The sequence below is a fragment of the Leuconostoc falkenbergense genome, from assembly GCF_014634805.1.
GTDB lineage: Bacteria > Bacillota > Bacilli > Lactobacillales > Lactobacillaceae > Leuconostoc > Leuconostoc falkenbergense.
This window is the reverse complement of the sequence record NZ_BMBS01000001.1, coordinates 65,743-87,131: the sequence shown is the minus strand read 5'-3', so window position 1 is coordinate 87,131 and position 21,389 is coordinate 65,743. Positions and strand designations below refer to the sequence as shown.

Below are 21,389 nucleotides of genomic sequence, written 5' to 3'. Positions count from 1 at the left end.
TTAACATACGCAAGCACACAGGGTGTGCAGACAAGGAGAAAAGTGGCGACTGACTTGAGGTCAACGCCATGACAATTTTATGGCATTCGTAGATCAAGCACAAATTGAAGTAAAAGCCGGAAAAGGTGGCGACGGTATCGTGTCATTCCGTCACGAAAAGTTCGTAGCAATGGGAGGACCTTTCGGTGGTGACGGCGGTCACGGTGGGTCAATCATTTTTAAAGTAGACGAAGGTCTGCGGACATTAATGGACTTCCGATACAACCGTCATTTTAAGGCACAGCCTGGCGGTAATGGTGGTACAAAAGGTATGACTGGGGCATCTGCTGATGACCGTTATATTAAAGTGCCACAAGGCACAACAGTTAGCGACGCTGACACGGGTGAAGTATTAGCTGATTTGCTAGAAAATGGGCAAGAACTCGTTGTAGCTAAAGGTGGTCGTGGCGGTCGTGGAAACATTCATTTTGCTACGCCTGCTAATCCTGCACCAGAGTTGTCCGAAAATGGTGAACCAGGTGAAATTCGCAATCTCAAATTAGAGTTGAAAGTCTTAGCTGATGTAGGCCTAGTTGGTTTCCCTTCTGCAGGAAAATCAACGCTATTGTCTGTTGTATCAAATGCGAAACCCAAAGTAGCTGCTTATCACTTTACTACTTTATCACCTAATATTGGTATGGTGCGTTTGGATGATGACCGTGATTTTGTTATGGCGGACTTGCCAGGTTTGATTGAGGGTGCTGCGCAAGGCGTTGGTTTAGGCTTTCAATTTTTACGACATGTTGAGCGAACTAAGGTAATCTTGCATTTAGTTGATATGTCAGGTATTGAAGGAACTGATCCTTATACCCAATATCGCAAAATTTTAGATGAGTTGCAACAATATGATGAGACGATTTTAAATCGCCCACAAATTGTGGTGCCCACTAAGATGGATATGCCTGATTCAAACGAAAATTTGTCAAAATTCACATCAGAAGTTGAAGCTGATTCAGGTTTGCCAACTGTACCAACGATAATGCCGATTTCTTCAATTACACGAGATGGTGTAAAAGACTTAATGCGTTTGACAGCTGATATGTTGGCCACCGCGCCTGCGCCAGAAAGTTATCGTCCAGTAGTGGAAAACGAAGTGACTGAGAAAACGTACACCTTTACACCTGAAACACACAACTTTACTGTTGAATGGGTTGAAGATGAGGAGCGTTGGTTGTTAAGTGGGGCGGAAATTGAGAAGTTGTTCTTAATGACCAATATTCAACGAGATGCAACTATCATGCGCTTTGCTCGTCAATTACGTCATATGGGTGTTGATGATCGATTACGCGAAGCGGGTGCCAAAGATGGTGATGATGTGCGCATTAATAATTCTGAATTTGTTTTTGAATTTAGTGATTAAAAGTGATTAAGCTTGCCTGATGAGGCAAGCTTTTTTTGTTGAGAAATAATTCACAATCTTTAAAAATGTTAAGTTTTTGAATTATGTATCATTGATATTAAAACAAACTTCACAATTAACCAGTACAAAACTCATGTGAAAAGTGCTATGATAACATTATTAAATCAAGAAGAGGCAAACTTTACATGACAGAACAAAAATATGGTTCAGATATTGTCACAGACAGTCTAGTTAATCATGGTGTTGATCTTGTTTTTGGTATTCCAGGTGCAAAAATTGATCGTTTATTTGAAACACTTGAGCATCCCAAAGCTGGTCAAAAAGTACCTAAGTTAATCGTGACGCGTCACGAACAAAATGCCGCCTTTATGGCACAAGCATTTTCACGTATCACAGGAAAAACAGGCGTTGTGATTGCGACTTCTGGACCAGGTGTTGGTAACTTAGCAACCGGTTTGATGACAGCTAATGCTGAAAGTGATTCAGTTGTTGCTATTGGTGGTCAAGTACCACGCCGTGATTTGTATCGTTTGACACACCAGTCAACGAATTCAGTATCACTCTTTAACGCTATCACCCATTATAGTTCAGAAATTCAAGATCCTAATAATATTTCAGAAATCATTGCTAATGCTTTTGCGGCGGCTAATGGTGCCAAAAAGGGTGCAGCTTTTGTGTCATTACCACAAGATGTTGATGATGCACCGGTATCAATTTCTGCATTGCCACAAGTTCCTGAGGCGCAACAAGGTGCCGCAGCGATTGCTGACCTCGATTGGTTGGCAGAACAAATCAAACAGGCTAAGCTACCTGTTTTGTTGGTTGGTGCGCGCGGATCTGATGATGCTACGGTGACGGCTTTGCATCATTTACTTGAACAAACGACGTTACCAGTTGTTGAAACGTTCCAAGGTGCAGGGGTTATCTCTCGAGACCTTGAACCTGAAACTTTCTTTGGTCGTATTGGATTATTCCGTAACCAAACAGGTGACAAGCTTTTGCAACAAGCAGATTTAGTGGTGACATTGGGTTATGATGCCATTGAATACGAGCCACGAAATTGGAATAAGGAAAATAATTTGAATATTGTTGCGCTAGACACGACACATGTTCAAATTGACAACAATTTTGTACCAAAACGTCAATTAATTGGTGATTTAGCACAGAGTTTGGATTTGTTGGCAGAGCGTATCAATGGTTATCAAGTCCCTGCTGAAAGTCAAAATGTCTTGAAAGCATTAAAAGATGATTTGCGTGCTTCTGACGAACCATCTTACACACCTGCTGAAGGTAACTTGAACCATCCACTTAATGTTATTAAGTCAATCCAAGCACATGTTACAGATGATATGACAGTCTCAACAGATATTGGATCACACTATATTTGGATGGCACGTCATTTTAAGTCATACGTGGCACGTCACTTCTTAATTTCTAACGGTATGCAGACGCTTGGCGTTGGTTTGCCATGGTCTTTGACTGCTGCTATGGTTCGGCCAAATGCAAAATCTGTCTCGGTTTCAGGGGATGGTGGTTTCTTCTTCTCAGCTATGGAGTTAGAAACAGCGGTTCGTTTACAATTGAACACTGTTCACATTGTTTGGAATGATAACGCGCATTATGACATGGTTAAGTTCCAAGAAGAAATGAAATACAACGGTGAGTCTGCCGGTGTTACATTTGGCAATATTGACATTGTAAAATATGCTGAAAGCTTTGGTGCTAAAGGTTTGCGTGTCACAACACCTGATCAGTTGGATAAAATCTTAGACGAGGCTTTCGCTACGGAAGGCCCTGTGGTAGTTGATATTCCCGTAGACTATTCGCACAACTATGAACTTGGTTCACAATTGATTGAGTCTGAGGGTTAAACATAGAAAAGCGCGTTTTTGATGTGTCTTCAATTTTCGAGGTACACAGCATTTTCGGGCTTTTTTGTCTGTTTATTTATCCACCCATTATCACAATTTTTCTCATCAAAAAAGCAAGTTACCAACGGTAACTTGCTTTTTAATGATCATGCATGACACGTGTCATCATGATTGCTTCAATAATGACAAAAGTTGCTAAACGTGGCCAGTAGCCCAACGACAATACATCACGTGTCAACGTACTGGTCAAAATAAATGTACTAATGACATAAATGACATAAAAGAAAAACGTTAACTTATAAGGAATATCTGAATTATTTTTCAGGCGGGGTAATTGCAACAGATAGAGCAGCGCAATCACTGTTGACACAATAATCGTAATGGCTGTTGCCATACTTGTCTTGGGACTCGTATGCCAAAAATCAAGATGACCAATGACAGCGATGATCGCAATGAAAAATAAGTCATAGAGTCGCTCTTTTACCGAACGACCACCATCCCATTTGTCTAATAAATTATTGATCATCTTGAAAGCTCTCCCAAAGACATGTTATGCCCAATCACCATTTCTAAAGACAGGTACAGTTTGACCATCTTGTGTGATGCCATCAATTGACATATCAGCTGAACCGACCATAAAGTCAACATGAACATCTGAAATATTCCAGCCACGTTTTGCCAAATCTTCTGGTTGATCTGTTTTACCGCCAGCGATGTTTGAAGCATAGGCAGCGCCAATTGCCAAGTGATCAGAAGCATTTTCATCAAACAACGTGTTGTAGAATAACACACCACCTTGGGCAATAGGTGAAGGATCAGGTACGAGTGAGACTTCACCCAATGATTTTGCGCCTTCATCTGTATCAATTAGCTTCTGCAAAACAGGCAAACCCTTTGAGGCAGAAGCTTTTACAATACGACCATTTTCAAAATCTAATTCGATATCTTCAATCAAGTTACCTTGATATGAAAGTGGTAATGTTGCTGCCACATGACCTTGAATATTACGGTTGTCAGGTGATGTGAAGACCTCCTCGGTTGGCATGTTCGGAATAAATATGTTACCAGCCTTATCGTATGAAAAAGCTGCCTCCCAAATATGACCTGTTGCCAAACCGATGGTAAAGTCTGACTTAGCATTATGATAACGTAATTCTCTAAAGTTCTGACTGTTCAACCAATCGGCTTTGTTTTTCAATGTTTCAATGTGCGCGTCCCAGTTAGTGATAGCGTCCGTTTCATCATCAACGCGAACGTCTTTCAAAATTTCAGCCCACAGACGATTAACTGCTTCTTCACCCTTAAGGTCAGGGAAAACTTTTTCCGCCCACGCTTGTCCAGCAGCGGCAACTACCAACCATGAAATGTCATCTTTCATGGTTGCCTCACGGACACGTACCAAAGCTTTTTGATTGGCTTTTGTTAGCATGTGAAGTCGATCAGCATCAACACCTGCCAAACCATCAGGATCTTGTGACACCAGTGAAATACGTGAAGCGTATTGATCCATCAATTCATTGGCTTTGGCAATCGTATAGTTAGGTACGGTTGTTAAACGATCCTCTGGTGCATGGTCAAGAAAAGCTTTTGCAATTGTTTGGTCGGACCATTCCATCACAACTTCACGAGCACCAGCTTCATAAGCAGCGGCCACGATTTTACGAGCGAAGTAGGCTTCATCAACGGCAGCATACAAAATAATTGTTTGACCAGGCTGCACATTGACGCCTTTTTTGACAATGAGTTCAGCGTACTTGTTGAGTTGCGTTTCTAATGACATGATATTCTCCTGAATAAAAGTTAGTGTATCTGCTCATTTTCCCATGAATAATCATTATTTACAAGCTTTTTTCATAGAAATCGTATGATATAAATGAACAGCTTAATCAGCGCAGTAGCGTTTTTTCTTGTATAATAGTGATTATGGATAATTCGACGAAAAAAGTAGCATCTTATAAAACTAAAAAATCACTGACTTTTACCACATGGTTACTCATTACTGTGGGTATTGTGGGTTCTTTTGTGATCTGGGTATTTGCTAAGTCAGTCATTGTTAATACGGATGTGACACCAACTGGTTTTGCTGTACAAGGTGTGGCGATTAATCAGACGTCTGGGTATGTTGACTTTAAAAATTTAGCTAATAACGGGATTGATTTTGCTTATTTGCGTGCTACTTCAGGCAATTCTTTCGCTGATGATGGCTATAAAAGTAGCTATACGCGTGCTAAATCTGCTAATCTGAAAGTCGGGGCAATCCAAGTATATAGTTCAAACACAACGGCCGCCGTGCAGGCGCAATATTTCATTGATAATGTTGGAAATCAGATTGGTGAGTTACCAATCGCAATTCAGGTACCAGATGACCAAATTTCAACGGCAACTGATGCACAGCGTTTAGCGTCGCTCATTCAGACACTTTATTCGCACTATAATCATGATATTGTAATTTATACGACGCCTGCGGTACAAAAGCAACTTGCTGACACAATTAAAGATACAAAATACTGGTTAATTGAAGACAATACCGATAATAAGGCAGCAGAGAATCAATTTATACAATATGATGAGGATCGTACAATTGGTTCTGGCTTGAAAGCGGTTAAGATGCCAACGTCGGTATTCAATGGCACAAAGAAACAATTCGAGGCATACAAATGATTAAATTAGGTATTATTGGCACTAACTGGATTTCAAAAATGTTTGTTGAGGCAGCAATACAAACAGGTAGCTATACGCTGACAACAGTGTATTCACGTACCGAAGAAAAAGGAAACACTTTTTTGGCTGATCTTGACACTGACACTGATAATGTAACGGTGGTCACCACTTTGAGTGATTTATACACAGACATTGATGTGGTGTATATTGCGTCTCCTAATGCGCTGCACTTTGAACAAGCTAAGGTAGCGATTGCCTCAGATGTGCATGTAATTGTGGAGAAGCCATCATTTAGCAATCCAACGGAATTTGCGATAATTGAAGAGCTATTGACGCGACATGAAAATGTACGTGTTTTTGAAGCCGCACGGCATGTTCATCAATCAAACTTTAAGCTGATGCAACAGGCTGTGATTGAATTGCCACAAGTTCAAGGCGCAACATTTGTTTATCAGAAGTATTCCTCACGTTATGATGCTTATTTGGAGGGCAAAGAACCCAATGTTTTGACACGTGAATTTAGTGGTGGTGCATTATATGATTTGGGCGTTTACCCTATATATGCGGCGATTGCTTTGTTTGGCGCACCAAGGGCGGTACAATATTTGCCAACACTTTTAAACAATGGTGCGGATGGACGAGGGACTGCTAACCTATTCTATGACCAATTTAATGTAACAGTTATCTTTGGAAAAAATGCTAATTCCTATCTATCGAGCGAAATCTATGGTTTGAAAGAGACGATTGCAACAAATAATATTGCAGAACTCAACACCATAACTTATCATGATGGCGAAGGTAATGCAGATAACATCGGGGTGGCAGGGACGAGTAATCCGATGGTCGCTGAAGCATCAGATTTTGCACGAGTCATTACTGATCCCTTAAATGAACACGTCCGTTATCAACAATGGTGGCAGCTTGCTAAGCAGGTGAACCAAACATTATTTGATTTACGACAATCAGCTGGTATTGTATTTCCTGCTGATATAAAGGACTAATATGAGACCAGAACTTTTAGAAAAATTTAATGCTGTTTTTGAGCAACCAACCCCCATTCAAAATGCTGTTTGGCAACGTTTAATCGATGGTGATTCTATTTTTGGATTGGCCCCAACGGGGACGGGGAAAACATTAGCTTTCGTGTTGCCAATGTTATCTCAAGTTGACGCTAATTTAAAGCGAACGCAAGTTTTAATTTTAGCACCTAGTCAAGAATTAGCCATGCAAACAACGCAGGTTGCGCGGGAGTGGGGCACTTTAGTTGGGGTGAGTGTCGCCAGCCTTATTGGCGGCGCCAATGGGCGTCGACAAGCTGAAAAACTCAAAAAAGATAAACCACAAATTGTTGTAGGGACACTTGGACGTGTGCTGACAATGCTCGAAGGTGGGGTATTAAAATTAGACAATATAAAGGCTGTCATATTTGATGAGGCTGATGCGATGTTGACCGAAGAACGGCATGCCAGTTTAGAAGCGTTAGCCGATCAGTTACCAACAAATTTGCAGCTGGGGTTATTTTCAGCTACTTCTGGTGCAGATTTGCAGTACGTGAACACTGTATTTAATCAAAAAGTACACCCAATTTCGGTTGGAACTGACGCACCCGCGAACATCAAACATGAATTTCAATACGTCGACCAACGTGCTAAAGAAAAAATATTAATTCAATTAGCTCGTCACAATCAACAAGCGCTAGTTTTCTTTAATACAATCAGTGCACTCGTGTCAATGCAAGCGACGCTGCGTCATGCACATGTCAGTGTTATGAGCATCGGCAGTAATGACAAACGCCAAGTGCAACGTGCAGACGCATTGAGACTGTTTAAAAAGGGTGAAGTGGCACTCTTACTAGTCACAGACGTTGCTGCACGAGGCCTTGACATTGATAATTTGCCATTAGTGGTCAATGCACAGTTGCCTGAACGCTTAAAAACTTATGTTCATCGAACTGGTCGAACTGGTCGTATGGGTAAAAATGGTAGGGTTTTGAACTTAGGTAATGATCATGATATTCGTAACTTAAAGCGTGAGCTTGGTGATAAGTTTACGTTGGTCAAAGCTGACAATACATTTGAACCATCTACAAATATAGTTGTTAAGAAGCAACAGGCAAACATTGCGCCATCAAAAGTGGATAGTGATAGTACGCAAAAGCCAAGTATAACGCCATCACCATCAAAAAAACACTCACCTGTTAAAGTGGAAACAAAAAATGATTTGCCTGAACGAAAAAAGAAACGGGCCAAACATTCAAAAAATAAGGGTAAGCCTAAATGGGCTAAAAAGCGTGACTAGCAATTCAGTGCTGGTCTTTTTTTGACGTCAAAAGTTTTTGACTGAAGGGTTATGCACCATTGTGTTAAAATGTAATCAGATGATTTGTATTGGTTACTAGCCAAAATGATAGTTAGTACGAATTGAAAATATTGTCATAATAATTGTAAGAGGACAACATGCCAGAACTACCAGAAGTTGAAACAGTCCGACGCGGACTAGAAAAATTGATCATTGGCACGACAGTAACTGCTGTGAATGTGCCTTATCCAAAGGTAATTACCGGCGATTCACAGGCGTTCGTTACGGGTGTCATGCAAGCGACTTTTACGAAAATTGACCGACGCGGCAAATATTTGTTGTTGCGGTTGTCTAATCAACACACAATTGTCTCCCATCTAAGAATGGAGGGGCAATATTCTGTTGAACCGATTGGTACTACACCTTATAAACATACAGAAATTATATTTGAACTTGCAGATGATCGTGCTTTATTTTACAATGACACGCGCCGGTTTGGACGTATGGTACTCGCTACTACTGGGCATGAAAGTCTCGTTTCACCATCACTGGCAAAATTAGGACCAGAACCTACTGAAACTGATTTGACATTGCCATATATGATTAATGCCTTTTCAAAGTCAAAAAAACCCATCAAAACCTTTTTATTAGATCAAAATCAAATAGCTGGTATTGGTAATATTTATGCAGATGAGGTATTGTGGCAGAGCAAAATTCACCCAGAAACGCCAACCAATCAATTGTCCAAGTTACAGTTAGCGATATTGCGCACCAATATTATTGCGGAAATAGCACGGGCAATCAAACATCATGGTACGACTGTTCACAGTTTTAGCAACGTATTTGGTGAAGTTGGTAAATTTCAAAATGAGTTAGAGGCATACGGGCGAGTAGGTGAACCATGTCTACGTTGTGGAACACCAATGGTAAAAATAAAAGTTGGCCAACGAGGTACAACGTTTTGCCCATTCTGTCAGGTGAAATTTGATTGATTTGGTAATTAAGGGGTATGCGCATGCTTTTAGTAGGATTAACAGGTGGGATTGCAACAGGCAAATCAACGGTGAGTGGTATGCTGCGAGATGCAGGTCTACCAATTGTTGATGCAGATGTGGTTGCTCGAGAAGTTGTTGAGCCAGGCACACCAACACTTGAAAAAATTAAATTAGCTTTTGGACCAAGCGTCATTGATAACGGTGTCCTAAATCGCCGTCGATTGGGTGATATCGTTTTTTCAAACAGCCAAGAGCTAGCGCGTTTAAATGACATTATGCAACCAGCTATTAGCCGAGCAATGGCAGATAAAATTAACTTTTGGCGCATGCAACAGGTGCCAATTTTAATTTTGGATGTACCATTGTTGTTTGAAAGACATTATGAAAAAGATGGTAAAATAGATAAAATTATTGTGGTTACAACTGATGAGTCAACTCAGCTGGAACGATTGAAACTACGTAACCAGCTATCTGATTTACAAGCGCGTAATCGCGTTCACTCACAGTTGCCGTTAACAGATAAAGTAGCTCGAGCTGATTTTGTAATCGACAATAATAAAGATCAGCAATCACTGAAACAGCAAGTGACCGCTTTGATAGAAAATTTAAAGGAAATCGCTGCCAATGACAACACCAACTGATGGAAAAATTGAATTTCATGCCAAAGCAGGTGTTTTTGTTCAATCACAAGCACCAGTTACTTTATCTGATTTAGATCGGGCCTTTAATCTGTATACACCGTTTATTGGTGCAACAGGGTATGCTTTGTACCATCTATTAGTAAATGAGGTGCCGTACAATACACAATTAAGTCATCGTGAAGATCATAATTTTGTACTAGATAGTCTAAATATGAGTTTGCCCGATTTTGTTAAAGTGAGACGTCGTTTAGAGGCAGTCGGTCTCATCAAGACCTATTTTATTGAAGATAGCTTGGGTGAAATCTACACCTATCAAATGTTTCCACCACTGGATGCAACCGCATTCTTTCAGGAACAACTGTTAGCAGGGTTACTTTTTAAATTCGTTGGTGAAGATCGCTTTGTGACTTTACAGGAGCGATATGGTCATCATGGGCAATCTGTTATCAAAGGTGATAATATTTCGGCGCATTTCTTACAGGTATTTAAGCCAACGACAAATAGCGTGTTGCCTAGCATGCCGGCTTCAGAAACGCCAACATTACCGGAAGCAAAAGACACCTTTGATTTTGATGGCTTTGCCCAATTGGTGCGTGGTACGACGGTGTCGCAATTAGCGAAGCATCATGATTTTATTGTAGCTATTCATGTTATCTATGGCTTAAATGAAACGACATTGGCTGGTTACGTGACGCAAGCCATGACACTGGATACGCAGGATTTAGATGAACGACGACTACAAGAAATGCTACATTCACGTCGTGCAGCCAAAAAGCCAGACATGACCGACATCAACACCGCTCATGCGGTTGCTACCACAACAAAACGTTCTCAAGAAATGTTGCAATTGATTCGAGACGCTCAAACATTAGCCCCTAATGCCTTCATTGAGGATATTAAGTTTAAAAAAGGTGGCGGTTTTGTGACGAGAAACGAATATTATTTCATCAACAAGATGATTAGAGATATTCGTTTAAAAGCTGAAGTTGTGAACATGCTTGTTTGGTATGAATTGGTCAAACGCAATCGTGATACGGTGAATGTTGACACAGCTGAAACAATCGCCAATTCATGGCTGCAATTAAAAGTTGATTCAGCGGAGAATGCACTTGATGCGATTGACAAATATCAGCCTGCTGTTAAAACAAATAATCCACGTGCGACAAAACGTCAAAACAAACGTATTGAACCTAAATTAGCGACTGGCTCTGAAACCACAACACCACAGAAGTCAGAACAAGATGTAGCAGCAGCTTTGGCCAAGTTAAAAAATATAAAGACGAAAAACTAATATGCAAAATCTATCAGAAGTCCTGCAACAATTTCAAAAGCAATATGCTAACAAAGCGAATCTAGCTGAAATAATCGAATCTATCGGTCAAGATGATGATATTCGAACTTTTTGGGATGCCCATCAAAATGATTTGAAAGCCGATGCTTTCCAACTCAAAATGGGTGACTTATATGAGTTTATTCAGCAAAAAAACAAAATAGCGGCTGGGGAAAAAACGCTATATCCCGGCTATTATCCACAGTTAACAATTGAAAAAGGCTATCCATTAGTGCATTATGTTGCTGATGAAAACACGCGGCAACAATTGATGCAACGGCGCAAGCTAACTGCATACAAGATGCCTAAGGCGATTCAAGATGCTGACTTACAGACACTTATTCAAGATAATGGTCGCATGACAGCATTGGCTGAAGTTGTGGATATCTTGTCACAAAAGATTAGTGGGAAGACAGATTTTATCCAAGGGCTGTATTTATCTGGTGATTTTGGTATTGGGAAAACTTACCTGATGGGGGCGTTAGCCAATGCGCTTGCTGCCAATAATATAGAGGTCATGCTACTGCATTTTCCGTCGTTTATCAGTGATTTAAAAGGGACTTTTGACCACAAGGACGCATCACTTGATGAATTACTAACTAAGGCAAAAACGGTTTCTAATTTAATCTTAGATGACATCGGGGCTGACACATTGACATCATGGAGCCGTGATGCCATCCTTGGCATTATCCTAGAGTATCGTATGCAAAATGAATTAACCACGTTCTTTACTTCTAATTTTGATATGGTTGGCTTGGAAAGCTATTTAGCACAGACAAAAGATGGTGTTGAGCCAGTCAAAGCAGCACGACTCATGCAGCGTATAAAATATTTAGCAAAGCCTGTTCAGATGACGGGTAAAAATCGGCGGTTAGACATTTGATTTTCTTTCAAAAGACAAAAAAATATTGGTTCGTGCTTGGTGCATTAGTTTTGACGTGGGTATTATTGCGTCATGATGCTATTATTTATCAACAACCTGTTGGTCAGGTTGTCCATGAGACTGCACGATTAACTCAAAAAACAACTGACGAGCATGGTAATACTGACAAAATATATTCGCAACGGTTAACGATCAAGCTATTGAATCGCAATAAAACAGTGACATTGTCAAACCAATACGCTGACTCACAAACCGTTACGCATCGTTATCATGTCGGTGATCAGTTATTGCTTGATGGTACGGGTAAGCTCAGAATTTTATCGCTAAAACGTGATGCAACAATCGGTGTGTTACTGGTTTTGTTAGTTTCGTTGTTATTGCTGTATGTTAAATGGCGTGCAACAAGTTGGTTGCTATCAAGTTTAATTATCAATATTATTTTATTTGTTCTCGCTTTAGTAATTGATATTAATGTTAAAAATGCTAATGTGCTATTAATTTTCGTTATTTTGGCCGTGCTAGTGGCTTTTTCGAGTTTAGCACTGGTGCTTGGCAGAACCCTGCAAATGGTCGTAACTTTGGCGTCGACATTATTGGCAACGTTATTAGCGATGATATTAATGTTAGTGTCATTGAAGGTAACAGCCAATGAAGGCGTCCATTTTGAAACAATGTCTTATGTGACGCAAGTACCAACGACGTTGTTTATTGCACAAACTATCATTGGTGTTTTGGGTGCTGTTATGGATGAATCAGCTGATATTGTGGCAGCGCTGTTTGGCATGCGACGTGAAAAAATTGCTCATCATTTCAAAGATTATTGGCACGCTGGCATGAATGTTGGCCGTGATATTATGGGAACGTTAGTCAACGTGTTGTTCATGATTTTTATTGCTGAAACCATGCCAATGGTCTTTCTAATGTTGCGCAATGGCAATAATTGGCCATATATTTTGGATCAAATTATGAATCTAGGTATTTTACAAACGGTTGTTTCTGGTATTGGTATTGTGATTGCAGTTCCGGTAACGAGTGCGCTAGTTGCTTTAATTGTTAAACATCAACAGGTGGTGAAATCATGAACGCAATTGGATTATTGGTTTTAATACTGTTTATTTTAATGATTTTTGTTGGCGGTAATCAAGGTCTCAAAGTGTTTTTTGGATTGTTGATTAATTTTATTGTTATTTTTATTTTAATGATTTTGATTAACTGGCAGTTTAATCCCTACGTTGTGACTGCTGTTGTCAGTATTGTCATTTTAGCGATTGCGATTTATTTGGGATCGGATAACCAAGCGGTTGCGAATACAGCTTTTCAAACAAGTCTCATTGTAGTAGCTATTCTGATGGTTATTGCTGTTGTGGCACAACATTTTGGTCAGTTTCAAGGTTTTTCAACCGAAAATTCAGAAGAATTAGAAGGGCTATCGCTCAATGTTGGTTTGTCATTTAGTCATGTGGCGATGGTTGTGATGGTTATTTCACTATTAGGCGCCGTAGCAGAAGCAGCAATGGCGATTATTGCTGATTTGAATGAGGTTATTGACAGAACGCCAGATATGACCAGTAATAGTTTGTATGCACATTCGCGTATCATTGGTGGGCAAATTCTAGGTACTGCTATCAATACACTATTTTTTGGGGTGTTGGGGGCTAATCTGCCATTGCTAATTTGGTTTATTCGATTAAAATATTCGTTAGCAATGTTTGTGAATGCCAAAGTTCTCATGATGGAAGTTGTGACCATGCTTTTAGGAATGTTAGGTATTTTACTCAGTATTTGGGTGGCTAGCTGGTTGGTTGTGAGACAGTTTGTGAAACATAAAAAGGTAGGTATAAAGTGAACGAAACATTTGATTTAATTGAACAAATCACGCGAAATGATGGGTCCGTTTATTTTGAATTAGGGAATATTTCGCAAAATGGACGGGCAGAATATGCGGCAGAACATGGTTATATTAAAGAAGTTCGCATTTTGAAAATGAATATTCCAAAATCAACCAATGTTGAAAAAGTCACTGCTTATATTAATGCCCATTATCAATTATTACCGTTAGAGTATGATGGCTGGGAAGAATGGGTTAAAACACCTGAGATAGAGCAAGATTTACAAGCTATTTTGTTAGAAAATCGTGTTGGTTAGTTATGATATTGTGATCATGAATTTTATTTTTATTTTGAGGAGGAAAGTGCGTTCTAACGTACATAAACAGTTATGCGTTCAGTATTTAATCAACCGGAGGCCGTTGTGCTGGCTTCAAAACATTTGCTTGATGGCACAGGCCGTTTACGTTGGGTATACAGGGAATTAGCACCGACGACGCCGCAGGATTCTGGCTGGTTTTTGTTTGCCGACAATGATACGGAAGCTTGGAATGATCAACCTGATAATTTTATGCCCTTAATTATTGAAACGGCATTAGCAATTGAACCATCATTGCAAAACATTCTAGATTTACCTTATGGCACTGACTTAGTTCTGGATAATCGTCTAGGAATAAAGGGGTGGTGGGATCCTAAAACTAAAACGCCAGTTTGGCTAGCTGATGGTAGTGTTGAGAGTACATTCAAGATTGTCAACGGTGAAGTTATTGAAAAGTAACGAAACGTTTGTAATTTGATAACTTTTTCTATATAATTAAAAGCGGTGTTATTTTATTGATAGCGCGAAATGGTAGTATAGCCAAGTGGTAAGGCAACGGTCTGCAAAACCGTCATCGCCGGTTCGACTCCGGTTACTACCTTCTGGAACGCCTTAATAGGCGTTTTTTCTTATGATATAATAAATAACAAATGATAACTTTAACTGATAATGTTGATGTTCTGCCCGGTGTGGGACCAAAACGCCTGACAGCGCTTCACGACATCGATATATTTACAATTGAAGATTTGATCGATTATTTTCCATTTCGGTACGAGGATCTGGGTGAACGGCTGCCGTCTGAGACACTAGATGGTGATAAGGTAACTTTCAAAGGTGTTGTCAGTACGCCGCCAATCGTTAATCGTTTTGGTAAACGTTCACAAACACGCTTTGGATTGTTAATTGACCATGAAAATATCCGTGTGTCTTTTTTTAACCAGCCTTGGATTGCGCAAAATGTTGAGGTTGGTCAAGAGGTGGCGGTGTATGGCACGTACGATGCTGCAAAAGCTGGTTTGACTGGTATCAAAATGATTCAAGCCTCAATAGATGCTTTGTCGCCGATTTATCCTGCCACGAAGCAAATTAGTGCTAAAACCATACGTCATTTGATTGAACTAGCTTGGTCTGAGGTACGCGGACATGCTGATTCACTAGTGCCTAAAGGGCTGCGCGATAAGTATCGCCTCCTAGATCGTAATACGCAGATTGAAAACATGCACTTTCCCAGTGATGCCGATCATGCTAAATCAGCACGCCGTAGTGCGGCCTTTGAAGAATTTTTTGTTTTCCAAATGCGGTTGCAGTTGCTAAAGTTAGCCGATCAAAATTTTGCTGGGGAAAGTGTCATTTATAATGAGACGGCCTTGGCAGCATTTGAAAACAGTTTGCCTTTTAAATTAACGCCAGCACAAACAAAAGTGATACAAGAAATTTTGCAAGATCAGAAAAGGCCACGTCACATGAATCGGTTGTTGCAAGGGGATGTGGGTTCTGGTAAAACAGTGGTGGCTGCCATGGCAATGTATGCAGTGATAACTGCTGGCATGCAAGCAGCTATGATGGCACCAACTGAAATTTTAGCGCAACAACATGCAATTAATTTAGCTAACATGTTTGATCAAGCTGGTCTATCTGTACGCGTCGAATTATTAACGAGTGGTCTTAAAGCTGCACAACGTCGTCATTTATTAGAAGATTTGTCTAATGGTGATATTGATATTTTAGTTGGTACACATGCTTTACTTCAACCTGACGTAGCATTTCATCACTTGGGTCTGGCAGTCATTGATGAGCAACATCGTTTTGGCGTCAATCAACGCGCAAAACTTCGCGAAAATGGGGTTAATCCTGACATTTTGGCAATGACGGCGACTCCAATTCCACGTACGTTGGCAATCACTGCGTACGGTGAAATGGATGTATCCGTTATTGATCAGTTACCAGCCGGTCGAAAAATAATTCAAACGCGCAAAATTAGTCATAGCCAACTGGATCAAACCTTGCGGTTTGTTCGTCAAGAACTAGAAGACGGTGCGCAAGTATATGTTGTCACACCATTGATTGAAGAGTCTGAAGCCTTAGATGTCCAAAATGCGCAAGCAATGTATGAAGCGATGCAACTTGAATTTCCAGACAGTCAGGTTGGACTTTTGCATGGTCGTTTGTCAAACGATGAGAAAAAAAGTTTAATGGCAGATTTTAAAGCCAACCGCATTCAAATTTTAGTTGCTACCACAGTGATTGAAGTCGGTGTTGATGTACCTAATGCTAGTATTATGTTGATTATGGACGCGGACAGATTTGGTTTGGCGCAATTGCACCAATTAAGAGGTCGTGTTGGGCGTGGTTCTCGACAGTCTTATGCTATTTTGGTAGCCGATCCAAAAACTGATTATGGCCGTGCCCGTCTAGATGCTATGGTGTCAACAACTGACGGCTTTGTTTTGGCACAAAAAGATTTAGAACTACGTGGCTCTGGTGATATTTTGGGCACTAAGCAAGCTGGTGTGCCAGAATTTGCAGTTGGTGATCCCGTTAAAGATTTGACCATGATGACGATTGCGCAACAAGAAGCCATTGACTTAGTTAGTCAAAAAAATTGGGACGATCAGCCAGAAAATAAAGCTTTAGTGACGTATTTGTCACGAACAATGGCACGTTACCGACATTTTGATTAGAGTCAATACCGGCGGGTAACGCAAAACAATGTTAAAATGAACTATAATTTATAGAAATAAATGATATACGGAAAGAGATGGACACATGAAAATTGCTATTGACGCAATGGGTGGTGATTTTGCCCCATTAGAAATTGTTAAAGGTGTCGAACTGGCACGTGATCGCTACCAAGAAATTGAATTTCAATTATATGGGATAGCAGAGCAGGTAAAACCTTTAGTCAAGGACTGGACACGTATTAATTTGATACCAACAACTGAAGTGATTGAAATGGGTGAAGAACCTGTTAAAGCAATGCGCCGAAAGAAGGACTCATCAATGGTTCGCGCGGCAAACGCCGTAAAAGCTGGTGAAGCAGACGCATTGTTTAGTGCTGGAAATACGGGCGCACTGTTGTCTAGTGCCATCTTTTTAGTTGGTCGAATTAAAGGTGTTGATCGTCCAGCCTTGGCAACTGCTTTGCCAAGTTTTGAAGGCCCACATGATCAATTTGTGTTCATGGATTTGGGTGCAAATGCTGAAAATAAGCCGGTTCATTTATATCAATATGGTATTTTAGGCAGCTTTTATGCGTCACACGTTTTAAATATTGAGAATGCGCGTGTGCGTTTGCTCAATAATGGTGCTGAAGAGGATAAGGGCGATGAAGTACATAAAGTGGCACATCAGTTGATGAAAAATTCGCACGCTTTTAATTTTGTCGGTAACATTGAAGCCCGTGAACTATTGGCTGGGACGGCTGATGTGGTTGTTGCCGATGGTTTTTCTGGTAATGCAGCGCTTAAGGCCACTGAAGGTACTGCACTGACGATGTTAAAACAAATTAAAGCAGCTATCATGGCCTCAGGTTTGTCGGGAAAAATCGGTGGTGCTTTGCTAAAACCAGCTTTTAAAATAATTCAAAAGAAATTGGATTATAATGAAGCCGGTGGCGCGGTGATTTTGGGCGTTAATGCCTCTGTTGTCAAAACACATGGTTCCGCAAAAGCGAATGCTGTTGCCAATACGATGGGCCAAATCAAAATTATGATTGAAAATAATTTAGTTGGGGATATACAGACTTTCGTTGCTGATCATGCGGATGATTTAAAAGCAGCTAAACAAGCACTGCAAAACGATGAAAATGTATAATCTGTGTTACAATTAGTTTTTAACATTTAAATTCTGGAGAATAGACTCTAATGGCAATAGAAAAAGAAACGATTTATAATATGTTGGCGGATGAGATTGCAGAACGTTTCAATGTGAAACGCGATACAATTACACCTAATCTTAATTTTTTGACGGATATTGACGCTGATTCAATTGATTTTGTTGAGTTAGTATTGGAAGTTGAAGATATGTTCAATGTCGAAATTTCTGATGATGATGCCGAAAATTTGGTGACGCTACAACAAACAGTTGATTACATCGTAGCCCATCAACATTAATTTGTTGACACTTATTTATAATCAGTGTAAAATTGTGGACAACTCATATCAAAAAGTGTTGAGAAGAGTAGTACTATTAATTTGCTCAGCGAGCGACGTCTGGTGAAAGTCGTCAAATTGATAGTACGAAGATGAACTCATCATACACGTCAATCGGTGCAAGCTGATTAGACCGGATGCACCGTTATCGTATGTTAGCAACAATTTTTGTTGTGAATTAAGGTGGGAATACCCACAAAAATGGGTGGTACCACGACATGTCGTCCCTGTACAAATAGTTAAATATTTGTGCAGGTTTTTTTATTTAATTAAGTCAGTAATGACTATTGGAGGTCAATCAGATGTCAGAAGTTCAAACAAAGTCGCTAATTGCACAAATTTTGGATACTTGGATTCAGGGTGAGAAAAGCGAAAAGCTTATTTTGTCTAATTATGCCAATGCAGCTGCTATTCTTCATCAAAATGTCGATGATATTAATTGGGTCGGTTTCTATCTATATGACCAACAGATGAAGCAATTGGTACTAGGTCCCTTTTTAGGTAAGCCAGCTGTGACAGTTATTTCACCTAATTCTGGTGTTGTTGGTCAATCTTTTACGGCGCAATCTACCCTCGTCGTGCCTGATGTTAAAGCATTTTCCGGACATATTGTTTGTGACCCAATTTCTAATGCAGAAATTGTCGTACCAATTACAAAAGCGGACGGTACAAAACTAGGTGTTTTAGATATTGACTCACCAACACTTAACCGTTTTACGAAGCAGGACCAATCAGATCTTGAAGACTATATCCAAACATTGCTTGCTTATGTTGAACAGATTTAAATGATGGTTCTAGCTCATGCTAGGGCTTTTTTGCTTAGTCGTGATATTGGTGTGTGTCAGAATATGAAGATTGTGATAAGCTAAATAGAGCAGTGATTCATGACATTGAAAAAAATATGACATCGGTATTATTGGGACAAAACTAGCAGGCTTTGGTAGTGGCTAAAACAAGCAAGTAATCATACACATGCTTACCCAACAATAGAGATTAATGTGACGTTTTTTGTTGTAATATTGAGGGGAAGACATGTGGGAGACATTATTATCAAGGCAGTCGCAATTTTGGAATGCACTATGGCAACACACCCAATTGACAGTTGCAGCAGTTGTGATTGCTGGTGTTATTGCAATACCGCTGGCAATCTGGTCTGAACGACATCGACGATACGCTGAATGGTTATTACAAGCAACTGGTATTTTGCAAACACTGCCATCACTGGCGGTCTTGGGATTGCTGATACCACTTGTTGGGATTGGTTGGCCGGCTGCACTGATTGCTTTAATTATTTATGCATTATTACCTATTTTCCAAAATACTTATTTGGGGTTAACTGGTGTCGAAAAAGGTATTGTTGATGCTGCTTATGCACTAGGGTTACCGCGAAAAAAAGTCATGCGAAAAGTTCAAATACCACTAGCGATGCCAAGTATTATAGCTGGGATAAGAACGGCCACGGTGCTAATTATTGGGACAGCAACATTAGCTGCACTAATTGGCGCGGGCGGGCTTGGTGATTTCATCCTGCTGGGCATTGACCGTAATAACACAAATTTGATTCTAATCGGTGCGTTGGCTTCGGCAATTATGGCTATTTTAGCAGGCGCGTTAATTAACTGGATTGCAAGGCTTAAAGTAAAAAAATGGCTTATCAGCTTATTAGCTATTTTATTTATTGGCGGAAGTGTTTGGCCGATGTTGCCTCAAAAATCAACAACTCAAACGATTACTATTGCAGGCAAACTTGGGTCTGAACCAGAAATTTTGATTAATATGTACGCTGATTTGATCAAATCAGCAGACCCCAATACTAATGTTGTGTTGAAGCCAAATTTTGGCAAAACAAGTTTTCTCTTTAATGCACTCAAAAGTAACAAAATCGACATTTATCCCGAATTTACTGGTACTGTCATAGCAACACTAGCTGAACCGGCTGTGACACTGCCAGTTGGTGCTAATGCACAGACAACCTATGTGGCCGCTTTAAAAGTTGCCCAAAAACAGCAATTAACTTTAACAAAACCCATGCAATTTAATGATACCTACGCGATTGCTGTAACTCAAAAGGATGTTTCGAAGTATCATTTGAAAACAATCGGTGATTTAACGCAATTGCCTAATGCAAAAGCGGGCATGACCGCTGAATTTTTGGACCGCACTGATGGCATGCCGGGTGTCAAAAAGCAATATAATTTAAAAATACCAACGGTCAGTTTAGACCCCGACTTACGATATCAAGCAATCAAGCAAGGACAAGTGAATGTGGTCGATGCTTATTCAACTGATTCGCAACTGGTTCAATATCGATTGAAAGTATTGACAGATAATCAGCATTTTTTTCCAATTTATCAAGGTGCAGCTTTGATGCGTCAAGATTTCGCCAAAAAAAATCCAAAAATTACGCGAGCTCTGAATCGTTTGGCGGGCAAAATTAGTAACGAAGACATGCAAAATATGAATTACGCCGTTAATGTTAAGCACCAATCACCCGCGACAGTTGCTAAAAAATATTTGAAAACGCACAATATCCTAAAATGACTAATTTTGAATTACAACAACTGGTTGAACACATATCAAAAACAGCTTTTCATCAGCCATTTCGACACCGTGCTAGTTTCAATAATCGATTGAAAACAACCGGTGGTCGTTATTTGTTGGCGACGCATCAATTGGAATTCAACCCTAAAATGGCTAACTTACCAGTGTTTGAGCAAATCATTAAACATGAATTAACCCACTATCATTTACATCTTGCGCATAAAGGCTATCAACACAAAGATACTGATTTCAAGCAACTACTGTCACAGGTTGGTGGTATTCGATATGCACCAGACATTGGCCAACGTCAAAAAACACAGCATCTCTGGCATTATCAATGCGAAAAGGGTCATGATATTTTTAGACATAGACGTTTTCAAGTCGGCCGTTACCGTTGCGGTCAATGCGGTGCGCGTTTGACATTGTTAGGTGAGGTATTGAATAAGTAAGCGTATTCATTTATAGTGAATGTAA

General features: G+C 40.0%; 21 protein-coding genes and 1 tRNA gene. 20 read left to right on the top strand and 2 right to left on the bottom strand.

Going from position 1 to position 21,389, the window contains the following annotated elements; all coding sequences use genetic code 11:
- The first annotated feature begins 79 nt into the window (after positions 1 to 79).
- Both obgE and alsS read left to right on the top strand, forming a co-directional pair.
- Entirely contained in the window at positions 80 to 1,399 is a 1,320-nt protein-coding gene (gene obgE / locus IEU71_RS00480; RefSeq protein ID WP_004915468.1) for a GTPase ObgE, read from the top strand.
- Between the two features lie 185 nt (positions 1,400 to 1,584).
- Positions 1,585 to 3,270, top strand: a complete 1,686-nt coding sequence (gene alsS / locus IEU71_RS00475; protein ID WP_004915467.1) for an acetolactate synthase AlsS — start codon at positions 1,585 to 1,587, stop codon at positions 3,268 to 3,270.
- 139 nt (positions 3,271 to 3,409) lie between these two features.
- Here the strand turns inward: alsS and IEU71_RS00470 are convergent, their stop codons facing one another.
- Together IEU71_RS00470 and IEU71_RS00465 are read right to left on the bottom strand one after the other, a co-directional pair.
- Entirely contained in the window at positions 3,410 to 3,796 is a 387-nt protein-coding gene (locus tag IEU71_RS00470; RefSeq protein WP_004915464.1) for a hypothetical protein, read from the bottom strand.
- A gap of 24 nt (positions 3,797 to 3,820) precedes the next feature.
- Positions 3,821 to 5,050, bottom strand: coding sequence for an aminopeptidase (locus tag IEU71_RS00465; protein WP_004915461.1), 1,230 nt, complete (start codon positions 5,048 to 5,050; stop codon positions 3,821 to 3,823).
- 143 nt (positions 5,051 to 5,193) lie between these two features.
- Here IEU71_RS00465 and IEU71_RS00460 point away from each other — a divergent pair, with 143 nt between their 5' ends.
- The 18 genes from IEU71_RS00460 (at position 5,194) to IEU71_RS00375 (ending at position 21,364) form a co-directional block, all read left to right on the top strand.
- Positions 5,194 to 5,931, top strand: coding sequence for a GH25 family lysozyme (locus IEU71_RS00460; protein ID WP_004915458.1), 738 nt, complete (start codon positions 5,194 to 5,196; stop codon positions 5,929 to 5,931).
- On the top strand, positions 5,928 to 6,932 hold the full coding sequence (locus tag IEU71_RS00455; protein WP_004915456.1) for a Gfo/Idh/MocA family protein: 1,005 nt from the start codon (positions 5,928 to 5,930) through the stop codon (positions 6,930 to 6,932). The genes IEU71_RS00460 and IEU71_RS00455 overlap by 4 nt, the downstream gene beginning before the upstream one ends.
- Position 6,933: 1 nt before the next feature.
- Positions 6,934 to 8,229, top strand: a complete 1,296-nt coding sequence (locus IEU71_RS00450; RefSeq protein ID WP_004915453.1) for a DEAD/DEAH box helicase — start codon at positions 6,934 to 6,936, stop codon at positions 8,227 to 8,229.
- 158 nt (positions 8,230 to 8,387) lie between these two features.
- On the top strand, positions 8,388 to 9,221 hold the full coding sequence (gene mutM, locus IEU71_RS00445) for a bifunctional DNA-formamidopyrimidine glycosylase/DNA-(apurinic or apyrimidinic site) lyase (RefSeq protein WP_004915449.1): 834 nt from the start codon (positions 8,388 to 8,390) through the stop codon (positions 9,219 to 9,221).
- A 23-nt stretch (positions 9,222 to 9,244) separates the two neighbouring features.
- Entirely contained in the window at positions 9,245 to 9,865 is a 621-nt protein-coding gene (gene coaE, locus IEU71_RS00440) for a dephospho-CoA kinase (protein WP_004915446.1), read from the top strand.
- A complete protein-coding gene (locus IEU71_RS00435) occupies positions 9,849 to 11,156 on the top strand; it encodes a DnaD domain protein (RefSeq protein WP_004915443.1) in 1,308 nt (435 codons plus the stop codon). The genes coaE and IEU71_RS00435 overlap by 17 nt, the downstream gene beginning before the upstream one ends.
- A gap of 1 nt (position 11,157) precedes the next feature.
- Complete coding sequence (gene dnaI, locus IEU71_RS00430; protein WP_004915441.1) at positions 11,158 to 12,078, top strand: primosomal protein DnaI; 921 nt, start codon at positions 11,158 to 11,160, stop codon at positions 12,076 to 12,078.
- Positions 12,075 to 13,160 (top strand): YibE/F family protein, encoded by a 1,086-nt coding sequence (locus tag IEU71_RS00425; protein ID WP_004915438.1) that lies wholly within the window; start codon positions 12,075 to 12,077, stop codon positions 13,158 to 13,160. The genes dnaI and IEU71_RS00425 overlap by 4 nt, the downstream gene beginning before the upstream one ends.
- Positions 13,157 to 13,924, top strand: a complete 768-nt coding sequence (locus IEU71_RS00420) for a YibE/F family protein (RefSeq protein ID WP_004915435.1) — start codon at positions 13,157 to 13,159, stop codon at positions 13,922 to 13,924. Before IEU71_RS00425 ends, IEU71_RS00420 begins: the two co-directional genes overlap by 4 nt.
- Complete coding sequence (locus IEU71_RS00415) at positions 13,921 to 14,223, top strand: hypothetical protein (protein WP_004915431.1); 303 nt, start codon at positions 13,921 to 13,923, stop codon at positions 14,221 to 14,223. The genes IEU71_RS00420 and IEU71_RS00415 overlap by 4 nt, the downstream gene beginning before the upstream one ends.
- A gap of 72 nt (positions 14,224 to 14,295) precedes the next feature.
- Entirely contained in the window at positions 14,296 to 14,682 is a 387-nt protein-coding gene (locus IEU71_RS00410) for an immunity protein Imm33 domain-containing protein (RefSeq protein WP_004915427.1), read from the top strand.
- Between the two features lie 71 nt (positions 14,683 to 14,753).
- Positions 14,754 to 14,824, top strand: a tRNA-Cys gene (locus IEU71_RS00405).
- 49 nt (positions 14,825 to 14,873) lie between these two features.
- The gene (recG, locus tag IEU71_RS00400) at positions 14,874 to 16,904 is read left to right on the top strand and encodes an ATP-dependent DNA helicase RecG (protein WP_004915425.1); all 2,031 of its coding nucleotides are present in this window, start codon (positions 14,874 to 14,876) and stop codon (positions 16,902 to 16,904) included.
- 85 nt (positions 16,905 to 16,989) lie between these two features.
- Positions 16,990 to 18,036: a phosphate acyltransferase PlsX gene (gene plsX / locus IEU71_RS00395; protein WP_004915422.1), complete on the top strand. Its 1,047-nt coding sequence runs from the start codon at positions 16,990 to 16,992 to the stop codon at positions 18,034 to 18,036.
- 50 nt (positions 18,037 to 18,086) lie between these two features.
- Positions 18,087 to 18,335: an acyl carrier protein gene (locus tag IEU71_RS00390; RefSeq protein WP_004915420.1), complete on the top strand. Its 249-nt coding sequence runs from the start codon at positions 18,087 to 18,089 to the stop codon at positions 18,333 to 18,335.
- Between the two features lie 341 nt (positions 18,336 to 18,676).
- The gene (msrC, locus tag IEU71_RS00385; RefSeq protein WP_004915417.1) at positions 18,677 to 19,159 is read left to right on the top strand and encodes a free L-methionine (R)-S-oxide reductase MsrC; all 483 of its coding nucleotides are present in this window, start codon (positions 18,677 to 18,679) and stop codon (positions 19,157 to 19,159) included.
- A gap of 247 nt (positions 19,160 to 19,406) precedes the next feature.
- On the top strand, positions 19,407 to 20,915 hold the full coding sequence (locus IEU71_RS00380; RefSeq protein WP_004915414.1) for an ABC transporter permease/substrate-binding protein: 1,509 nt from the start codon (positions 19,407 to 19,409) through the stop codon (positions 20,913 to 20,915).
- Positions 20,912 to 21,364, top strand: coding sequence for a SprT family protein (locus IEU71_RS00375; protein ID WP_004915411.1), 453 nt, complete (start codon positions 20,912 to 20,914; stop codon positions 21,362 to 21,364). Before IEU71_RS00380 ends, IEU71_RS00375 begins: the two co-directional genes overlap by 4 nt.
- Positions 21,365 to 21,389 lie beyond the last annotated feature (25 nt).

Excerpts from the sequence above, each read along its gene's own strand:
- IEU71_RS00390 (WP_004915420.1), top strand. The coding sequence starts at position 18,087 with ATGGCAATAGAAAAAGAAACGATTTATAATATGTTGGCGGATGAGATT.
- recG (WP_004915425.1), top strand. The coding sequence starts at position 14,874 with ATGATAACTTTAACTGATAATGTTGATGTTCTGCCCGGTGTGGGACCA.
- IEU71_RS00455 (WP_004915456.1), top strand. The coding sequence starts at position 5,928 with ATGATTAAATTAGGTATTATTGGCACTAACTGGATTTCAAAAATGTTT.
- coaE (WP_004915446.1), top strand. The coding sequence starts at position 9,245 with ATGCTTTTAGTAGGATTAACAGGTGGGATTGCAACAGGCAAATCAACG.
- plsX (WP_004915422.1), top strand. The coding sequence starts at position 16,990 with ATGAAAATTGCTATTGACGCAATGGGTGGTGATTTTGCCCCATTAGAA.
- dnaI (WP_004915441.1), top strand. The coding sequence starts at position 11,158 with ATGCAAAATCTATCAGAAGTCCTGCAACAATTTCAAAAGCAATATGCT.
- IEU71_RS00435 (WP_004915443.1), top strand. The coding sequence starts at position 9,849 with ATGACAACACCAACTGATGGAAAAATTGAATTTCATGCCAAAGCAGGT.
- IEU71_RS00465 (WP_004915461.1), bottom strand. The coding sequence starts at position 5,050 with ATGTCATTAGAAACGCAACTCAACAAGTACGCTGAACTCATTGTCAAA.
- IEU71_RS00420 (WP_004915435.1), top strand. The coding sequence starts at position 13,157 with ATGAACGCAATTGGATTATTGGTTTTAATACTGTTTATTTTAATGATT.
- alsS (WP_004915467.1), top strand. The coding sequence starts at position 1,585 with ATGACAGAACAAAAATATGGTTCAGATATTGTCACAGACAGTCTAGTT.
- IEU71_RS00460 (WP_004915458.1), top strand. The coding sequence starts at position 5,194 with ATGGATAATTCGACGAAAAAAGTAGCATCTTATAAAACTAAAAAATCA.
- IEU71_RS00450 (WP_004915453.1), top strand. The coding sequence starts at position 6,934 with ATGAGACCAGAACTTTTAGAAAAATTTAATGCTGTTTTTGAGCAACCA.
- IEU71_RS00470 (WP_004915464.1), bottom strand. The coding sequence starts at position 3,796 with ATGATCAATAATTTATTAGACAAATGGGATGGTGGTCGTTCGGTAAAA.
- obgE (WP_004915468.1), top strand. The coding sequence starts at position 80 with ATGGCATTCGTAGATCAAGCACAAATTGAAGTAAAAGCCGGAAAAGGT.
- IEU71_RS00410 (WP_004915427.1), top strand. The coding sequence starts at position 14,296 with ATGCGTTCAGTATTTAATCAACCGGAGGCCGTTGTGCTGGCTTCAAAA.
- IEU71_RS00380 (WP_004915414.1), top strand. The coding sequence starts at position 19,407 with ATGTGGGAGACATTATTATCAAGGCAGTCGCAATTTTGGAATGCACTA.
- msrC (WP_004915417.1), top strand. The coding sequence starts at position 18,677 with ATGTCAGAAGTTCAAACAAAGTCGCTAATTGCACAAATTTTGGATACT.
- mutM (WP_004915449.1), top strand. The coding sequence starts at position 8,388 with ATGCCAGAACTACCAGAAGTTGAAACAGTCCGACGCGGACTAGAAAAA.
- IEU71_RS00375 (WP_004915411.1), top strand. The coding sequence starts at position 20,912 with ATGACTAATTTTGAATTACAACAACTGGTTGAACACATATCAAAAACA.